Here is a 16,981-nt window from a genome sequence, read left to right as displayed (position 1 = left end):
CAAGGGGCTAACTTCTAAGCCTCTCTCTGATTCCAAATAAAGAGCAAAAGTGTACTGTATACAAATGAGAACTGCTATATTATTTTTCTTTTATCTAAAGTGACACAAAAGAACTACTCACTGTACTTATAGTCTCATAATACCCGCAGAATATTTGTTTTCCGACATCTGGAGAGCGAGAAATAATCACAAGGAAATGACGCATGAACGCCTTTGAGTTCGAGATTACCATTCAGAGCAAGTCAGGTGTTAGTAGCTGGCCTATTGTTGTCAGGTGTAAGCAACCGGACGGACTAACTATCCATTCAAAAGAAACCCTACAGCTAAGTCAGGATAACTTTCACCAACTCACCCAACAGCAAGAAAACGAGAAAGAATACGGTACCTTACTAGGCAAAGCCCTGTTTCAAGGGGAGGTGCGCGAAACATTTATTCGTGCTTTATCCAAAAGCAGCCAGGACTCCCCCTTGCGAATTCTGCTCTCGATTGAAGCGGCTGAAAATGACGAACTCAAAATATTGCATTGGGAAAGGCTGTGCGCCCCGATTGATACTGACGGAAGTTGGCATCTTTTAGCCCGCGATCAGCGCGTTCCCTTTTCCATTTATATTCCTACTATTATCGATCGCCGCTTTCCCCCGATTGGACGGCGTGACTTACATGCCCTTGTACTAGTAGCAAGTCCCTCGAATATCGGCAAGTTTCAATTAGCACCTTTTGATGTGGAAGCTGTTTTATCCGGAGTCAAGGAAGCGCTTGGTGAAATTCCTCACGATATTTTGGCAAATAATGTTGCAGGTGCTATCGGACCCCCGACGCTACAAGAACTTTCCAAGCAACTAATCAATGCCAAAAAACCATACACATTACTGCACTTTGTCGCCCACGGCAAGCTACTTGATAACGGAGAAACTGTTCTGTATTGGGCAAAAGCCGACAATCAAGTTCTGCCAATTACTGGAGAAGAATTACTCTCAGAGCTAAAGAATATTGGCAATCATCAAAGGAGTTTACCGCACTTTGCCTTCCTCTGTACTTGCGAGAGTGCCGATCCTAGAGCAGAAGCAGGATTAGGTGGATTAGGTCAAAGATTGGTGAGAAATTTGGGAATGCCTGCTGTAGTAGCGATGACTCGCAAGGTGAGCGTAGAGACAGGCTTGGCTCTAGGACAGAACTTTTACCGACGACTGAGAGAGTCCGGAGAAGTAGACATAGCGCTACAACAGGCAACAGCCGGACTGGGAAAGCGCCACGACATTACGGTTCCGGCTTTATTTAGCCGTTTGGGTGGGCGTCCCTTATTTAGCGATCGCCTCGACAATCGGGATTTAACAGACGAGGAAATCGAGTATGGGATTGCGAAGCTAAGCAAATTCCTCGCAGAACGCGCTCCTAATGCCTCCGTACTCAAGCAGCGGTTTAAAACGCAGGTAGAGACGCTCAAAGATACCCAAGGAGCCGAGTCACGCACCGCCCGTGAAGAGCGCCAGCAGGCAATATTAGAGATCGATAACTTGTGCGATCAAGTTCTGGAAATTAGCTTTGATGCTCTCTCCGCTTTGGGTAAGGAACCACCACCCTATCAGGCTGAGTGTCCTTTTCCGGGTCTATCTTCCTTTGCTGAGGAACAATTCCACAAGTTCTTTTTTGGGCGCGATGAGCTGATTAGAGACTTACAAAAAGAACTGGCGAAGGATAATTTCTTAGCGGTTATCGGTGCTTCGGGCAGCGGCAAGTCATCCGTAGTGCTAGCAGGACTGATTCCGAAGCTGAAAGAGCAGGAGCCAAGCCTACAGTCGGTTCGTATCACGCCAAGCAACGAGCCGCTGAAACAATTAGAAATCCTGTTAAAGGTATCCCAACAGCCTTCGGTACTGGTGGTAGACCAATTTGAGGAACTGTTCACCCTTTGCGAGGATAAAGCCAATCGCCAAGAATTTATCGACAAGTTGTTACACCTTGCCGAGCGGCGGAAGGTTGTAATTACGATGCGGGCGGACTTTTTAGGAGAGTGTACCTTCTACCCCGAACTGAGAAAGCGGATTGAAACCCGACAAAAATTGGTTGGACCGATGGAACCTGCGGAACTGATTACAGCGATGAAGATGCAGGCAGATAGGGGAGGGTTGCGCTTTGAAGCTGGTTTGAGCCACTCGATTCTCAATGATGTGCAAGGAGAGCCTGGGGCAATGCCACTGCTGCAATATGCGTTGCAGGAACTGTGGAAGCGGCGGCGGGGGCGCTGGTTGTGCGATGAGGAGTACCAATCTATCGGTAGAGTTCACCAGGCGATCGCGAAAACTGCCGATGATTTTTACAATAGCCTACCAGCCAAGGAACAAGAGCAAGTCCAGAATATTTTCTTGCGCTTAACTCGCTTGGATAAGAATGCCGTACAGGAAGAGAAGCGACGGGACACCCGCCAGCGAGTGGAGTTAGAGGATCTGGTGCCAAGCGGGAGCAATCTGGCCCAGACAAAGAAGTTGGTACAGCAGCTAGCTGGTGAGGGGGTACGGCTAGTCGTTACCAGTCGGAACAAAAGTACCGGGAAGGAAGAAGTAGAAGTCGCCCACGAAGCTTTAATCCGCTATTGGCCTACGTTGCAGGAGTGGTTAAGCCAGAATCGGAGCGACTTGCAACTGAGAGAGAGCATCAATCAGGCGACGGAGGATTGGTATAACCATAAAGAGCAACCAGACCAAGAAAGTTATCTGATTCATCAGGGCGGACGATTAGAAGACGCCCAAATGCTCTTGCAGCACCCAAAATTTGTGCATCTGAATCAAGAAGAGGCGGCATATGTCAACGCTTGTTTGGAATTGCGCGATCGCATTCGCAAGCAAGAAAGACAACGCAGACATCGCTTGCTTTTCGCTGCGGTCAGCTCAGCTTTTGTCCTTGCAGGATTTGCAATTTTTGCTGGATATCAGTGGCGACAAGCAGAAATCGAGCGAATTCAGGCGTTAAGTGCTTCCTCAGAAGCTAAGTTGGAAGTGGATCAATTAGAGGCATTGATAGGAAGTTTACAAGCTGGAAAAGAAGCTAAGCATCTGTGGATATCAAAAGCAACCTTAATAAACGAAGTCAGGGGCAGGCTGCAAAAAGTAACTTCTGAAGTCAGAGAACTCAATCGCTTAGAAGAGTATGAACGCTCAGTTACAGATGTCAGTTTTAGCCCAGACGGTCAGATCCTGGCGAGTACTGGAGTTGATGGTACAGTTCGTTTGTCAGATTTACATGGTAAAGAACTAATCAAATTTTTAGGGACTAAAGAGCGGATTAGAAATGTCAACTTTAGTCCCGATGGTCGGCTACTGGCAACGGGTGCTGAAGATGGAACGGCAAAATTGTGGGATTTGCAGGGGAGAGTATTAAGAGAATTTCCTAGACAGGAAAAGGGGGTATTTAACATCACTTTCAGTCCTAACGGTCAGATTGTCGCCACTGGTTCTGGGGATGGCATCGTTCACTTGTGGAATTTGCAGGGAAAATTAATCAAAGAATTTCCTGCCCACAATATCGGTAGTAATAAAAAAGTCTGGGGTATCAGTTTCAGTCCTGATGGTAAGACTCTCGCTACTGGTTCTGGAGACCGCACCGCCAAGTTGTGGGATTTGAACGGAAAACTATTAAGCGAATTTAAAGGGCATAAAGATACGGTGTTTAGTGTTAGTTTTAGTCCCAATGGTCAAAAACTTGCTACCGCCTCTAAGGACAGCACTGTCAAGTTGTGGGATTTGAAAGGAAAAGAGTTGAGAGAATTGTCAGGACATAAAGACTGGGTGTTTAGCGTCACTTTTAGTCCAGATGGTCAGAATCTTGCCAGTGGTTCAAAGGACGGTGTTGTTCGCTTCTGGGATTTGAATGGAAAACTCTTGAAGGAATTTAAAGGGCATAACGACTCAGTTAGGAGTGTTATTTTCAGCCCAAATGGCAAGCTTTTGGCAACTGCGGGATACGACAACACTGTCCGCTTGTGGAATTTGCAATATCGCCCGCAGCTAACTGATTTTAAAGGGCACAAAGGGGCAGTGTGGAGTATCAGTTTTAGCCCGGATGGCGAGAGCCTAGCGACGGCTGGAGCTGATGGCACTGTCCGCCTGTGGGATTATTTATCAGGTGAGCAATTGGGGGAATTCAAAGGTCATAAAGGTGTAGTTTGGAAGGTGAGTTTTAGCCCAAATGGCAAACTTTTGGCTACATCAGGACAGGATGGCACCGCTCGCTTATGGAGTTTATTTGGTAAGCAACGGAGAGAATTCAAAGGTCATAAAGGTGAAGTCTTAGGTCTGAACTTTAGCCCGGATAATAAACTTTTAGCCACATCAGGAGAGGATGGCACTGCCCGCTTGTGGGATTTGTCTGGTCAGCAATTAAGAGAATTAAAAGGTCATAAAGGAAATGTACTGAGTGTCAGTTTTAGCCCGGATGGGAGACTTTTAGCGACTTCAGGAGCGGATGGTATAGTCCGCTTGTGGGATTTGTCTGGTCAGCAGTTAAGGGAATTCCCAGCGCATCGAGACTGGATCAACAGCGTCATTTGGAGCAATGATGGTCAGAAACTGGTTACAGCTAGTAGCGATCGCACTGTCCGCTTGTGGGATTTGGAAGGTCATAAATTAAAGGAATTGAAAGGTCATATAGGTGCGGTGCTTAAACTCCGTTGGAGTAACGATGGTAAGCTGCTAGCAACTGCCGGAGCTGATTCAACTGCTCGTCTATGGGATGTATCCGGTCAAGAGGTAGCCGTATTCAAAGGTCATAAAGGTGAAGTCAAGAGCGTCGGTTTTAGTCTTGATGGCAAGCTTCTAGCTACGGGTGGTGAAGATGGAACGGTTAAGTTGTGGCGGGTGGAAGGATTAGATGAGCTGATGGTGAGGGGTTGCGCTTGGGTACGAGATTATATTAACAATCCGAATACGGAACTCGATCCGAAAGAACGTCACGTTTGTGACGGTATCGGCACTGCTAGTAATTTACCAAAATCCAACTGAGACTATGAGCTGTTACTTGAAAGTTTGAAAGCTGCGCGGGAATTTTACGGCACAACTTTTTTCATTTTCATAGTTGCGATATTGGTGCTCGCTGCGATCGCGTTATTAGTTCAATCCCTTCAACACATCCAAAAGGTTGCTAGCTAGTGACATTGCTGTTTGCATTTCGGTGCTATTAGCTGGAGCTTTTTGTACAGTATTGATAAATTGCTCTAGTGATTCAAGTAGTTGATGAAGCTGCTCTGGAGCAGGCTCATTAACTACTTGCTCTTGATTTTCCTGCGCCTCTCCCGACTTATTGGAAGGCAAATGCACAGTTTCAATAGTGGGGCACTCGGCACTCGCATCCTTACTGCTATTAACCACCAGCCGCACTGCTGGATCGCCACTAATCGCATAGTTGCGGGCGTTGTTGTTAGCCGTCCACATACCAGCTAAACTCTGATTATTGGGAGCCGTGCCAAACTTGATCTCTTCTAATTCAACATTCAGGTCAGAAGAAATTTCGGTATCCCGTCTTCATGGCATCTTTGGTTACTCCCCATACTCCTGATATATCAGCTTTTACTGTATAAACAGTCTCTGAATAACAACAGAATATTTGCGGTTCAACATCTACTGAAGAGCAAAAAATAATGGGAGGAGATAACGCATGAACGCCTTTGAGTTCGAGATTACCATCCAGAGCAAGTCAGGCGATAATAGCTGGCCCATTGTTTTAAGATGCAAGCAACTGGATGGGCTAACCACCCATTCCAGCGGAATTCTCCAGCTCAGCCAGGATGACTTTTACAAGCTGACACAACAGCAAGAAAACGAGAAGGCATACGGCATCATACTGGGCAAAGCCCTTTTTATAGGAAATGTGCGTGATACCTTTGTCCGTGCCCTGTCTATGAGTAGTCAGGACTGCCTCTTAAGAATTTTGCTTTCTATTGAAGCTGCTGACAACGACGAAGTTAGAATATTGCATTGGGAAAGGCTGTGCGCCCCTATTGATACTGACGACAGTTGGCAGCTTTTAGCCCGTGACCAGCGCGTACCCTTTTCACGCTACATCCCCACTCCTATCGATCGCCGCTTTCCCCGGATTGGGCGGCGGGATTTGCGGGCGCTGGTGCTGGTAGCAAGTCCCGCCAATATCGGCAAGTTTCAATTAGCACCTTTTGATGTGGAAGCTGTTGTATCGGGGGTGAAAGAAGCGCTGGGGACAATTCCTTATGAGATTTTGGCAAATAATGTTGCCGGTGCTATCGGCCCACCAACGCTACAAGAACTATCTAAGCAACTGACTAACGCCAAGAAGCCATACACCTTGTTGCACTTTGTCTGCCACGGTAAGCTGATTGATCGGGGAGAAACTGTTCTGTATTGGGCGCAAGCCGACAATCAAGTTCTGCCAGTGACTGGGACAGAATTGCTGGACGAGCTGAGCAACATAGGTGGTCGGACGGGCTTGCCTCACTTTGCCTTCCTCTGCACTTGCGAGAGTGCCGACCCAAGAGCAGAAGGGGCATTAGGCGGATTAGCTCAGCGATTGGTACGAGATTTGGGAATGCCTGCCGTCATAGCGATGACCCGCAAGGTGAGCGTAGAGACAGGCTTGGCTCTAGGACAGAGCTTTTATCGACGACTCAGAGAGTCTGGAGAGATAGACACGGCGCTACAACAGGCAACAGCCGGACTAGGAAACCGCCACGACATTACTGTGCCAGCCCTGTTCAGCCGCTTGGGTGGGCGTCCCTTATTTAGCGATCGCAGCGAAAATGGCGAGCTAACCGACGAGGAAATCGAGGATGGCATCGGGAAGCTGCGGGAACTGCTCGCAGAGCGAGCACCTCATGCATCTGTGCTTCAGCAGAGGTTTAAAACGCAGGCAGAAAAACTGAGCAATACACGGGGAGCAGATTCACCGGTTGCCCGTGACGAGCGTCATCAGGCTTTAGAGGAACTCGACAACATCTGTGACCAAGTCCTCGATCTCAGTTTCGATGCTTTGGCAGTAGGTAAGCAACCACCAGAATACAAGGCTGAGTGTCCCTTCCCTGGATTGTCTTCCTTCGGCGAGAAAAAATACCACAAGTTCTTCTTTGGGCGCGATGAGCTGATTCAAGAGTTACAAAAGGAACTGGAGAAGGATAACTTTTTAGCCGTTATCGGTCCTTCAGGCAGTGGCAAGTCATCGGTAGTGCTAGCTGGGCTGATTCCTAAGCTTAAGGAGCAGAACCCCAGCCTACAGTGGGCTTACCTAACACCGGGTAGGGAGCCAGTCAAACAATTAGATAGACGATTAGAAAGGCTATCGAAAGTATCAGAACAGCATTCAGTACTGGTAGTAGACCAATTTGAGGAAGTTTTTACCCTTTGTGAAGATAAAGACGATCGCCAAGAATTCATCACCAGATTGTTAACCCTTGCCTCCCGGCGGAAAGTTGTCATGACGATGCGGGCAGACTTTTTAGGAGAGTGCACCTTCTACCCAGAGTTGAGCAAACGGATTGAAACCCGACAAAAATTGGTTGGACGGATGCAACCCCCTGAACTGATTACAGCGATGAAGATGCAGGCAGACAAAGCGGGACTGCGCTTTGAAGCGGGCTTGAGCAACTCAATTCTCGATGATGTTCAAGAAGAACCAGGAGCGATGCCACTGCTGCAACATGCTTTGCAGGAGCTATGGAAGCGGCGACATGGACGGTGGTTATGCGACGAGGAGTACCAAGCCATCGGTAGAGTCCAGCAGGCAATAGCTAAAACTGCCGATGATTTCTACAATAGCTTGCCAGCTTCTGAGCAGGAGCAAGTCCGGAATATCTTCTTGCGCTTAACCCGTATGGATGCGAGTGCCGTCCAGGGAGAGAAGCGACGGGACACCCGACGGCGAGTGGAGTTAGAGGATCTGGTGTCAGCAGGTAGCGACCTAGCAGTGACCAAGAAGTTGGTGCAGCAGTTAGCTGGTGAAGAGGCGCGACTCGTAGTCACCAGTCGAAATGAAGCGACAGATAAAGAAGAGGTAGAAGTTGCCCATGAAGCATTAATCCGCTACTGGCCGAGGTTGCAAAAGTGGTTGGACGAGGACAGAACCAACCTACAACTGCGGGAGATCATCACTCAGGCAGCACAGGAGTGGAAAAACCATAAAGAAAACAGAAACGATTATCTAATACAGGGAAGACGATTAGAGGAAGCCGAGGCACTATTGAAACAACCCAAATTTTTGAGCCAACTTGAGGCTGAATATGTGAAGGCTTGCGTAGACTTGCGCCAATCACGACGTAATTGGAGGATAGTCCGATGGATAGCTATCCTATTAGCTCTACTAGGCGTGGCAACAGTTAGCATTGGCATAATCATAAAATCTAGTTTGAAGCAGAAAAAAAATGTTGTGTTTGCATATCCCGGACAAACAATTGATGGACGTACACAATATGTATACCAATATCCTGAACGTGGAGAGGGGACTATTAACCAAATTCTCCTAGGCATCAATAATGACAAACGTGCTCAAGCTTGTATCAATGCTGGATCTGTAGTCTCCAAAGGAGATGAATTCTTTAAACTAACAGCGCCGAAAGAGCCAGGAGTTTATTACGTTCGATTCCGGTATGCCCAGGAGTTCGGATGTAATGAAAGGGCAAAAGACTGGTGGACGATGGGCGGTGTTCCTGATGAGAAGACTAATGTTGGGATTATTATAGTGCTTGGTAATCCCCTTAACTTTGCCATCTATCCTCAAATCTTTTATAGCTATTCTAAGAATGTGCCCGATCTAGTCAGCGATGGGGATTTGAGTAGCGGTAAATACATTATATTAGGTGACTTCAAGCTCTCCGGCGATGACGGAAAGACGGGAGCATCCCAAAGGTTTATAGCAGGTTGCGATTATAAACAACCCGTTTTTCACAAGCATCTAAGCCCTAATCAAAGATTAGAAAAAGGTGAGTGTGTGGCTTCAGAAAATAGTTTTTATTACCTTAAAATGCAAGACGATGGAAACCTTGTCCTGATTAAATCAAATGGAACACCTCTGTGGGCAGCTGGAACCAACCCGAACGGTAGTTACACTGTAATGCAGGACGATGGAAATTTAGTTGTCTATGACTTGAATAACAAGCCACTTTGGGCTTCTCATACGAATGGTTCTCCTGACCCTCAACTCTCGGTTCAGAATGATGGAAATGTAGTAATATATCAAAATTCAAGAGGAAAACCCCAGCTTATATGGGAAACTAAAACAGCAGGCAGATAATACTGCGAATGTAATACCAGCGCGCCGGTGTTATGTATCATATCTTCGTCAGCACTGTTTAGGGATCGCTGCTTGTAGTAGGCGCTAAAGTGCGTCAGGGTCAGCATCTAAGTACTTTCGTGCTCACTACGAATCCCCAACGCCGATTGCTCGCTGCTTTCTCCCTATTGGGCGGCGTGACTTGCGGGCATTGGTGCTAGTAGCGAGTCCCTCTAATCTGGGGAAGTATCAATTAGAACCTTACTATCTGAAGAAGCCCAGAATTAATCTCAGTGAGAGCGATCGCCATCTTTGTGATGGTATTAGCACTGCTAGTAGTTCACCCAAAAAGTAGGGAGCGTCAAACCAAAACGAGGACGCAAGTCCTCGTTTTAGTTTGACACTCCCTAACAACTTGAAAGCTGCGTGGGAAAAGTCCCGGCAGCCGTTTACTTAGGTGCGATCGCTATTAACTCAATCCCTTCAACACATTTAAGAGATTGGTGGCTATTGACATTGCTGTTTGCATATCGGTGTTATTAGCTGGAGCTTTTTGTACAGTATTGACAAATTGCTCTAATGATGAAATCAGTTGCGTCTGAACTTGCTTAAGGGCAGCTTCATCAGGCACTTGCTCTGGAGTTTCCGGAGCCAACCCCTGTCCCGGCTGGTTAGAAGGCAAATGCACAGTTTCAATCGTGGGGCGCTCGGCACTAGCATCTTTACTGCTACTGACCACTAGCCGGACTGCTGGGTCGCCGATAATCGCATAGTTGCGGGCGTCGTTGTTAGCCGTCCACATAGCAGCTAAACTCCGATTGTTGGGAGGCGCGCCAAACTTAATATCTTCTAACTCAATGTTAAGGTCAGAGGAAATTTCGGCATAGCGCTCATCAAAATACTCCACTGCCGACCCGACTGGATGACCTTCCAGCAGGCGCTTCACGCTACTTTGAAAAACTGCTATCTGCCGTTTATCTGCACTTGAACCGCGAATATCTGACCAAGAGAAAGAACAATCCCAAGCTCGATCTATATGACCGATGACAGCTAGGGCACCTCCCTTGGGATGGCTCAGAAGTTTCTGCGGTAAGCGGGCAAGAAAGGGATACGGCGCAATGTCTGGTCTTTCTGAAAGAGATTGAGAGTGACCCTCGAATTCATCCTTTTGGGGACAGCCAGCACCATAGCAGGCAAAGTGAAAAGCAATCATCCCTAACAGCCGCGCTTGTTCGCTAATATCGTCCCCAGAAAAGTAAAAATCTTCCGGAATCGGTTTTTTTCCCCATTCGAGACCAGGCCAGTCTTGGCACAGCAATGCGCCTTGGTGGGGCAACTGTCGCGGATCGCCGTTGGGAAAGACCATACCGTGACTGGCAGTGAACAGCAAACTAGGCGTTTCGCTGCCTCCTAGCAGCTGCCCCAGACGCGCTTTGGTTGCTTCTTCTTTAAGAATCGTTTTCACATCCCAGTTGGAATGTTCCTCGACAGCCCATTCAGATAACGGCTGAATCAGGTCTTGAGTGCTGAGATTAGTGGCACGGTCTCCTGGGTTGCACACGCCGAAAAAGGCAGCGCTAGGAGATAAGGATAGATTGCTAGTTTCCGCTTCTACTACACTGCGAGCGTACTGCGCGTACTGCTGTGGCGTATCAAAATAAATGCGACCTACTGCATACTGAACGCTAAGCTGGGACTGAAAGCGATAGGGAATTGTTACTGGATCTCCAACAATCAGCAGGTAGTAGGGCATTTTGTCTGGATCGGCAGGACCTGGACCTAATCCTTGACGCGACAGGAACTTATTTTTTGATTCGTACTGATTTTTTGCCTTGTCGTGACGATAGCCTTTAGGACCAATGTATTCCTGATAGTAATGCTCGTGCTTTTGGGTGGCTTGCTTTTTGCGATGGTCTAATAGCTCGCTGAGCGCCTCTCGAATTGCCGGATCGGCATCGTAAGCGAAAATTACTCCCCAACCTGTTTCTGCAAGGTTTTTGGGGTCTATTCCCTCTATGGGAGCAAAGTCAATCTCTTCTTTTTGTCGCTTTTTTAGCTGGATATCTTCTAAACTTTCTGGATCGAATTCTTCGCCCTGGGCAATCTTAGCTACTTGCTCAGCAGTCAAAGGAGGCAGCAAATAATCGCCACTGGCTCCATTAATTCCATTGAAGAATAGCAGGTCTTCGGACATCTCTTTGGTTCCTGATAATTTTGAGTGACTAACACCGCAAGGCTGTTGGATTGACCTCTTTTCCCACTCTTGTGTCGCAAGTACAGACGCATCTGTCTTCCCTCTTGCCTATATAGGCAAGCAGGGTTGGGGAGGTTAGGCGATCGTCCGAACAGTCTTAATGTCTTAACTAAGACTGGCGGTTAACTGCCAGAAACTGCCGACCACAGCACATGGGCTACTTCCGGTTTGGCAAAGTCGTTATGGGCACCAACAAACTTGTCTGTCACGTCATTAATAAACTTGCTGCTTTCCAGGTTGTAGACTTTACCCGGTTTAAACTGATAAGAGGCATCAGAGCCGAGCATATTTATGTCTTCTACTGGAAAGCCGTTTCCGCAGAGACCAAAGCAGCCAATTCCGCCATATTTAGGCAAACCACCGGCGGCAAAGTCCACACGACTAAAGACAATCTTTCCAGCTAGGGGGTACATCTTGCCGACTGCATAGTCGAAGTGAGATTGGGTCGTAACAATTGGACCAGCGACTTTACCTTGAACAATGAGTGGATTAAAGTAACCAGGGCGATTGCGTTCGTAGGAAATTTTTGAACAGTAAGACCAGAGAGACATCGCTCCTTGAACCAAAACCAAAGAATTAACTGGCCGGACTAATTTGCCCTGACCTTTTGGACCGGCAAGGGCGGCAGAGACAAGAACGCATCCGAAACTATGACCCATCAGATGGAATCGCACAGTTTCAGGAGTGTTCTGTTGAAGTGCTTTTAACAAGTTGAACCCAGCGCTTTCACCGATTTTGCGAGCGCGGTCTTTCATCGTCCAAAAAGATAGTAGCCGCAGGGGAGTTAGAAACTTATCCCAGTCAAAGCTGCTGCCAGCACTGAAGCTGACGGGTTCTTGGTGACTTGCTTGATAGATGCCTTCCGGATCGAAACCTTCCCAATCCGAACCTGGTGCCCCACCCCCACCTTCGCTACCCAAACCAGCCTCTTGGTTCAACACTTGGTAGGCGTTTACTACCTCTGGCGGTAAGGTATCGGGTTCGCTGTCTTCCATCCCCTTCCTAAAAATTGTTTGTAGTGCTTGCCGCGCTTCCTCAGTGTTAGCAATGCGTTCAGCATATTCATCAACGGCGCTATCGACAGGATCTGCATCGTTCACGCCAAAAGACACCGAAGCACTTGTCAAATCTTCATTGCCCCAAGGCTTGCTGGGCCAATGCACTCCGATCATTAAGGGACGAAACGGTCGCGCCTGTGTGATTTTTTCGAGATCGGCTGTTTGTTTAGCCATCGCGCCAATCCATTTGTTGTACTGATCTCGCGCTCCGGGAATGTCACCCATCCAGCCGTGGCTCATGATGAATACATCTGTGATTGGTTCGCTAGCAAGTGCTTCCAAGATTTTTTGGCTCATCAACTCGCCATGTTCATCGCGTTCTTTGCCAGATGCATCAAAAGCGATCAGGTAATACTTTAAGGAAGTTCCGGGTACTGTTTCGATTGGCATTTATAAATTCCTCTGCTTAAAGATTTCTCTCCAAAGTTAGGTGCCAAAACCAAAAAACGAACACTAATTGTAAAAAAACTTTGCAGAGTCTTGCTCAGGCAGTCCCTACTTCAGTTAGGATCGATTCACTGGGAAAGTGGTTGTTCAACTGACTGGTAGTATAAATTGCCGCGCTCCTCGTCCGCTCAGGACAGCCGACTCAACCAGGATGTCGTATCGCCTACCCATGTCGTTAAGTAACTCTGGCTTGGGTGCCAAGTAATACTATTTCACTTTATTAGGACTTACGCACCAGTAACAGAAAAATGAACCGCCTAAGAGTTGTGAAGCGCTCTCTTCGCTTTAGACGCTCTCGTACACGTTGGCGTAGCCTGCGAGCAAGCGCATAGGAATAAGAGTTTGAGAGGTTTTGCGTCACTCCTGTTTATGTCTAACACATATCCATCTATCGCAATCCTATTTGAGTTTGGAGATGCCAACCCTTGAGATCCCCGACTTCTTTCTCGAAGTGGGGGGTCTCGCCTTTAAGAATCATTTAGAACTGCTATATTACCCCTTTTTAACCGGATTGGGGACTCGTAAATGTGGCATCAAAGCAGTGAATTGGTATTATTCAACAATTCAAGTTCTTGACGGTTACTGCTGAGGATTCCTGGCTGAAGAAGCTCTACAGGGTTTGCCAGCCGAGTCAACAAAGTAGCAATTTCCAGCCCCAAAATTACTACTTACAGGAGCCTGAGAATTTTCAGGAGCTTGAATGCATAATTTACCGAGATCCACAGTTCTCCCATCTTCAGTTTGTAGATAGCAAACCGGAATATCTATATTTGAAGCTGGCACGACTGGATAGGGAGAATCTGCCTGTAAAGGGAGGCTAAAAGCTATACCAGGAAACAATGAAATGAGAGCAGTAGATACGGTAGCTGTTAAATGGAAGCATCTGAACATTGGAGTTTCTTAAGTTTTAATGGTTGAGTTGATGGGTGAAATATTAGATTAAAAACGGCTAAAAAACTTTAGTCAATCGGAAATTAGAAATCACTCATTACTGTTGCCAATATTTCATAATTTAATTTCAATTGCCATACCTACTTAGCGGGATAAATGTCAATTTTTTAGAAAACGGGTTCGGCAAGCGATGCAATAGGAGCGATCGCTAACACGCTACGATTTATAGCCGAATCAACCCGGTTTGCATCAAAGCTTGGGTGGTGATGCCTACACCCAAAAGGGCAATGACTAATGCACTCACCGCAGGCAAAACCCTCACAATCCGCATCTGAATCGATAGCCGATCGAAGAAGCGCTTGCTGTAAACGAGTAGCAATCCCAACCCAGTTAGCACGCCTGCGAGTCCTAAACTAAATGTCAACACCAACATCAGTCCAAAGCCGATCCGTCCTAGTGCGATCGCGCTTAGCAGCAAAACCAGGGCTGAAGGACACGGCACTAAACCGCCTGAAATACCTAGCGCAAGCAGGCTACGCCAGGTAACGGGCGATCCATCCGCGCCAGGGGGTAAGTGTGAGTGATCGTGGTGGGAATGCTCGCCGTGGTGATGAGGTTCGTGAGGGTGGTCGTGGTGATGAGGTTCGTGGTGATGAGAATGGTCGTGATGATCGTGGTGATGAGGTTCGTGGTGATGAGGTTCGTGGCTGTGATGGCTGTGGGAATGGCTCTGGGAAGCTGAAAAGCTAAGATGCTGATGTGCAGCCGCTGATTTGCCGCTTTGATGACTCCGCAGGCGGTTGATGAACAAGTTGAGACCGATCGCCACCACCATCAAACCGGAGAGGACACTAAGCCAGGGATATAACTGATCGGGTAGGATGTACTGTGAGGCGAACAGAGCGATCGCACCCAAGGCAAACACTCCGGTAGTATGGGCGATTGTCGTTGCTAACCCTAAAAATAGGGCGTGTTTCGGGGTAGCATGAGAACCCACCAAGTAGGCTCCCACAATCGTCTTGCCGTGACCGGGAGAGAGGGCGTGCATGGCACCCCACGCAAACGAGCCAGCGATCGCAATCAGCAAGCTTCCTCCGTTAAGCCACGCCAAACCAGGCGGCATTAATGAAAATGTCTGGTTTGTGGGGCTGAAGATAAAGTTTTGCACCTGTCCGGAATGCAGAATCGTTGCAAGGCAAGTGGCAGTTGGCACTCCAGGCAGAAATAGATTGTAGTGGATCTGGAGTCCTTGAACCGGCTGAGACCAGTTGTAGGTGAGCTGTAAGCTGCTGTGGGTGCCCGTAGTAACTTTCAAGTTTGGCGGTAGGGCGCTGGTCTCGGATGCATTAATGGTTAGGGTAGCTTTTTGCTTCTGGTTATCGCTGAGGCGGATGCGATCGCTTAAGAATGTCTGCAACTGAGTTTGATGAGTGCGGACTTCATCGGGTGACACCTGACTATCCTGGTTGTCATCTGCAAATGCCATCAACCCTGTGGGAAAGGTGAGTGTCATTTGAGTTTCAGTCTCGCCCACCATAATCTCAGCTACTGATAAATCAGCCCAGTGAGAGTAACTGGGGGTAGCAGCAGCGAACCAAAGTAATATCGCTCCCAAAAACGACAGCAGGCTCAGCGTGCCGTATCGACGCCACTTTGCGTTCATTGATTCACCTCGGTTGCAGAATTTGAGTTAAGTCTTTGCGATCGCTGTGTCTGTTCGTCAAAAGTCGGGTCGATTTCTTCAGCTTTTTGGAAATAAGCGATCGCTTGGGAATTATTCCCCAATGCCTGCTCGATTGTGCCTGCGCGAGCAAAAATTCCCGCATCACGAGTGCCTCGCCCTAGCGCTTCGGCAACGACCTGCTGAGCTTCCCGCCAGCGTTCCGAACGGCAAAGCGCCCAAGCTAGAGTATCCAGTGTCTCTGCATCGCGGCGGATAGCGACTTCTGCCTGCATTAGGGAAAGCGCTTCCGCGAAGTCCTCGGAACGCCCCCGTTCCAGTAACAGGCGTGCCAGTTCGCGCCTATGTCCAAAAGAAGTGATATTTTGATGCTGGCGGATTAACGCTTCGGCTTTGTCCCATAACTCCTGAGCGCCTGACTGGTCGCCCTGCAAATGCTTCACCCGTGCCATGCCCTGCAAGGCAACGTGATCGAATACATTCTGGTAGGTTGGGGAAACAAAGACCTGGGAGTAATGACGCTCCGCGGCTCGATACTGTCCGAGTCGAGTCTCTAATTCTGCCAGATTGACTAATGCCAAGGGATATCGCGGCAGGATGCGTAAAACTTCCTGGTAAAGTTCCTTGGCAAGTTGATGGTTGCCCCGCTGGAAGTAAAACCGACCCAGCAATGTCCGCGTCCAAGCCGAACTGCCTGTCTCGCCCGGTTCTTCAGCTGCTAGAGCTTGCTGGAAATCTTGAATGGCTGCTGCATCTTGACCTTGTGCAACTTTTACCAAAGCCCTAAGTGTCAAGGAGCCTAACGTGGGGATTTTATCTACTAAAGCATTGGCGACGCGATTGGCTTCATCCACCTTGCCCATTGCCAAGTTTGATGTAACCAGCAGCGAGAGTGCATCTTCATTTCCAGACTCGGTTTGCAGTACCTGTTTTGCCAAGCGAATCGCTTCTGTGAAGTCATGTTTCGCTTCCGCAATCCGAGCCAGCACCAGAATGGCACCTTGATTATCAAAGGATAAATTAGCGAGCGATCGCTTTGCCGACTGCTCTGCCATGAGATACCAATTTGCATCTCCTGTCGCACGAGCCATCTTCAAATAGGCTTTGGCTAAGGAGGTTCGATCCAGTCCGTCCCCTGGATTTCGCCGAATCCGTTCCTGATAGAAAGCAATTTCCCGTCCCAAAGCAGTGGTGATATTGTCTGAGGGTGATTGGGAAAAGGGATAACGATAAGGAGCGTCGAGTTCAGCACTGGGATTCCACAAACGCCAGCCTCCCAAAACTCCGGCAATCGGTAGCGCCACTAAGAACGGTATCCACCAACGCTTCAGCACAAGACGCCCACTCAACCCACCTTTCAAGATTTCAGATTTGTAATACTCAGCACGTTTCATGCTTCTGTCTCTAAGCTCGGTTAACCTCTCCCCC

At 48.0% G+C, this 16,981-nt stretch carries 8 protein-coding genes; 3 read left to right on the top strand and 5 right to left on the bottom strand.

Annotated elements, in window-relative coordinates; genetic code table 11:
• Positions 1–203: 203 nt before the first annotated feature.
• Positions 204–4,994 (top strand): CHAT domain-containing protein, encoded by a 4,791-nt coding sequence (locus tag NDI44_RS12290; protein ID WP_190411516.1) that lies wholly within the window; start codon positions 204–206, stop codon positions 4,992–4,994.
• A gap of 105 nt (positions 4,995–5,099) precedes the next feature.
• Here NDI44_RS12290 and NDI44_RS12285 read toward each other — a convergent pair whose 3' ends face one another.
• Entirely contained in the window at positions 5,100–5,423 is a 324-nt protein-coding gene (locus NDI44_RS12285; protein ID WP_190411515.1) for a hypothetical protein, read from the bottom strand.
• A 223-nt stretch (positions 5,424–5,646) separates the two neighbouring features.
• On the opposite strand from NDI44_RS12285, the gene NDI44_RS12280 reads away from it, so the two are divergent.
• Positions 5,647–9,243 carry a CHAT domain-containing protein gene (locus NDI44_RS12280; protein WP_190411514.1) on the top strand — a complete coding sequence of 1,199 codons (3,597 nt, stop codon included), beginning with the start codon at positions 5,647–5,649 and terminating at the stop codon, positions 9,241–9,243.
• Positions 9,244–9,691: 448 nt separating this feature from the next.
• Here NDI44_RS12280 and NDI44_RS12275 read toward each other — a convergent pair whose 3' ends face one another.
• Together NDI44_RS12275 and NDI44_RS12270 are read right to left on the bottom strand one after the other, a co-directional pair.
• Positions 9,692–11,416 carry a hypothetical protein gene (locus NDI44_RS12275; RefSeq protein ID WP_190411513.1) on the bottom strand — a complete coding sequence of 575 codons (1,725 nt, stop codon included), beginning with the start codon at positions 11,414–11,416 and terminating at the stop codon, positions 9,692–9,694.
• 182 nt (positions 11,417–11,598) lie between these two features.
• The gene (locus NDI44_RS12270) at positions 11,599–12,924 is read right to left on the bottom strand and encodes a hypothetical protein (protein WP_190411512.1); all 1,326 of its coding nucleotides are present in this window, start codon (positions 12,922–12,924) and stop codon (positions 11,599–11,601) included.
• A 472-nt stretch (positions 12,925–13,396) separates the two neighbouring features.
• Here NDI44_RS12270 and NDI44_RS12265 point away from each other — a divergent pair, with 472 nt between their 5' ends.
• The gene (locus NDI44_RS12265; protein ID WP_190411511.1) at positions 13,397–13,570 is read left to right on the top strand and encodes a hypothetical protein; all 174 of its coding nucleotides are present in this window, start codon (positions 13,397–13,399) and stop codon (positions 13,568–13,570) included.
• Positions 13,571–14,095: 525 nt separating this feature from the next.
• Here the strand turns inward: NDI44_RS12265 and NDI44_RS12260 are convergent.
• Both NDI44_RS12260 and NDI44_RS12255 read right to left on the bottom strand, forming a co-directional pair.
• Positions 14,096–15,535, bottom strand: a complete 1,440-nt coding sequence (locus NDI44_RS12260; RefSeq protein WP_190411510.1) for a sulfite exporter TauE/SafE family protein — start codon at positions 15,533–15,535, stop codon at positions 14,096–14,098.
• Positions 15,532–16,947, bottom strand: a complete 1,416-nt coding sequence (locus NDI44_RS12255) for a tetratricopeptide repeat protein (RefSeq protein ID WP_190411509.1) — start codon at positions 16,945–16,947, stop codon at positions 15,532–15,534. The genes NDI44_RS12260 and NDI44_RS12255 overlap by 4 nt, the downstream gene beginning before the upstream one ends.
• Positions 16,948–16,981: the final 34 nt, after the last annotated feature.

The organism is Trichocoleus sp. DQ-A3 (genome assembly GCF_039961975.1).
Classification (GTDB): domain Bacteria; phylum Cyanobacteriota; class Cyanobacteriia; order Cyanobacteriales; family FACHB-T130; genus FACHB-T130.
The sequence above is the reverse complement of the archived record's forward strand: the minus strand, read 5'-3'. Positions and strand labels throughout refer to the sequence as shown.

Bases quoted from the DNA above. Each gene is read 5' to 3' on its own strand.
- NDI44_RS12290 (WP_190411516.1), top strand. From the start codon at position 204: ATGAACGCCTTTGAGTTCGAGATTACCATTCAGAGCAAGTCAGGTGTT.
- NDI44_RS12285 (WP_190411515.1), bottom strand. From the start codon at position 5,423: ATGTGGACGGCTAACAACAACGCCCGCAACTATGCGATTAGTGGCGAT.
- NDI44_RS12280 (WP_190411514.1), top strand. From the start codon at position 5,647: ATGAACGCCTTTGAGTTCGAGATTACCATCCAGAGCAAGTCAGGCGAT.
- NDI44_RS12275 (WP_190411513.1), bottom strand. From the start codon at position 11,416: ATGTCCGAAGACCTGCTATTCTTCAATGGAATTAATGGAGCCAGTGGC.
- NDI44_RS12270 (WP_190411512.1), bottom strand. From the start codon at position 12,924: ATGCCAATCGAAACAGTACCCGGAACTTCCTTAAAGTATTACCTGATC.
- NDI44_RS12265 (WP_190411511.1), top strand. From the start codon at position 13,397: ATGCCAACCCTTGAGATCCCCGACTTCTTTCTCGAAGTGGGGGGTCTC.
- NDI44_RS12260 (WP_190411510.1), bottom strand. From the start codon at position 15,535: ATGAACGCAAAGTGGCGTCGATACGGCACGCTGAGCCTGCTGTCGTTT.
- NDI44_RS12255 (WP_190411509.1), bottom strand. From the start codon at position 16,947: ATGAAACGTGCTGAGTATTACAAATCTGAAATCTTGAAAGGTGGGTTG.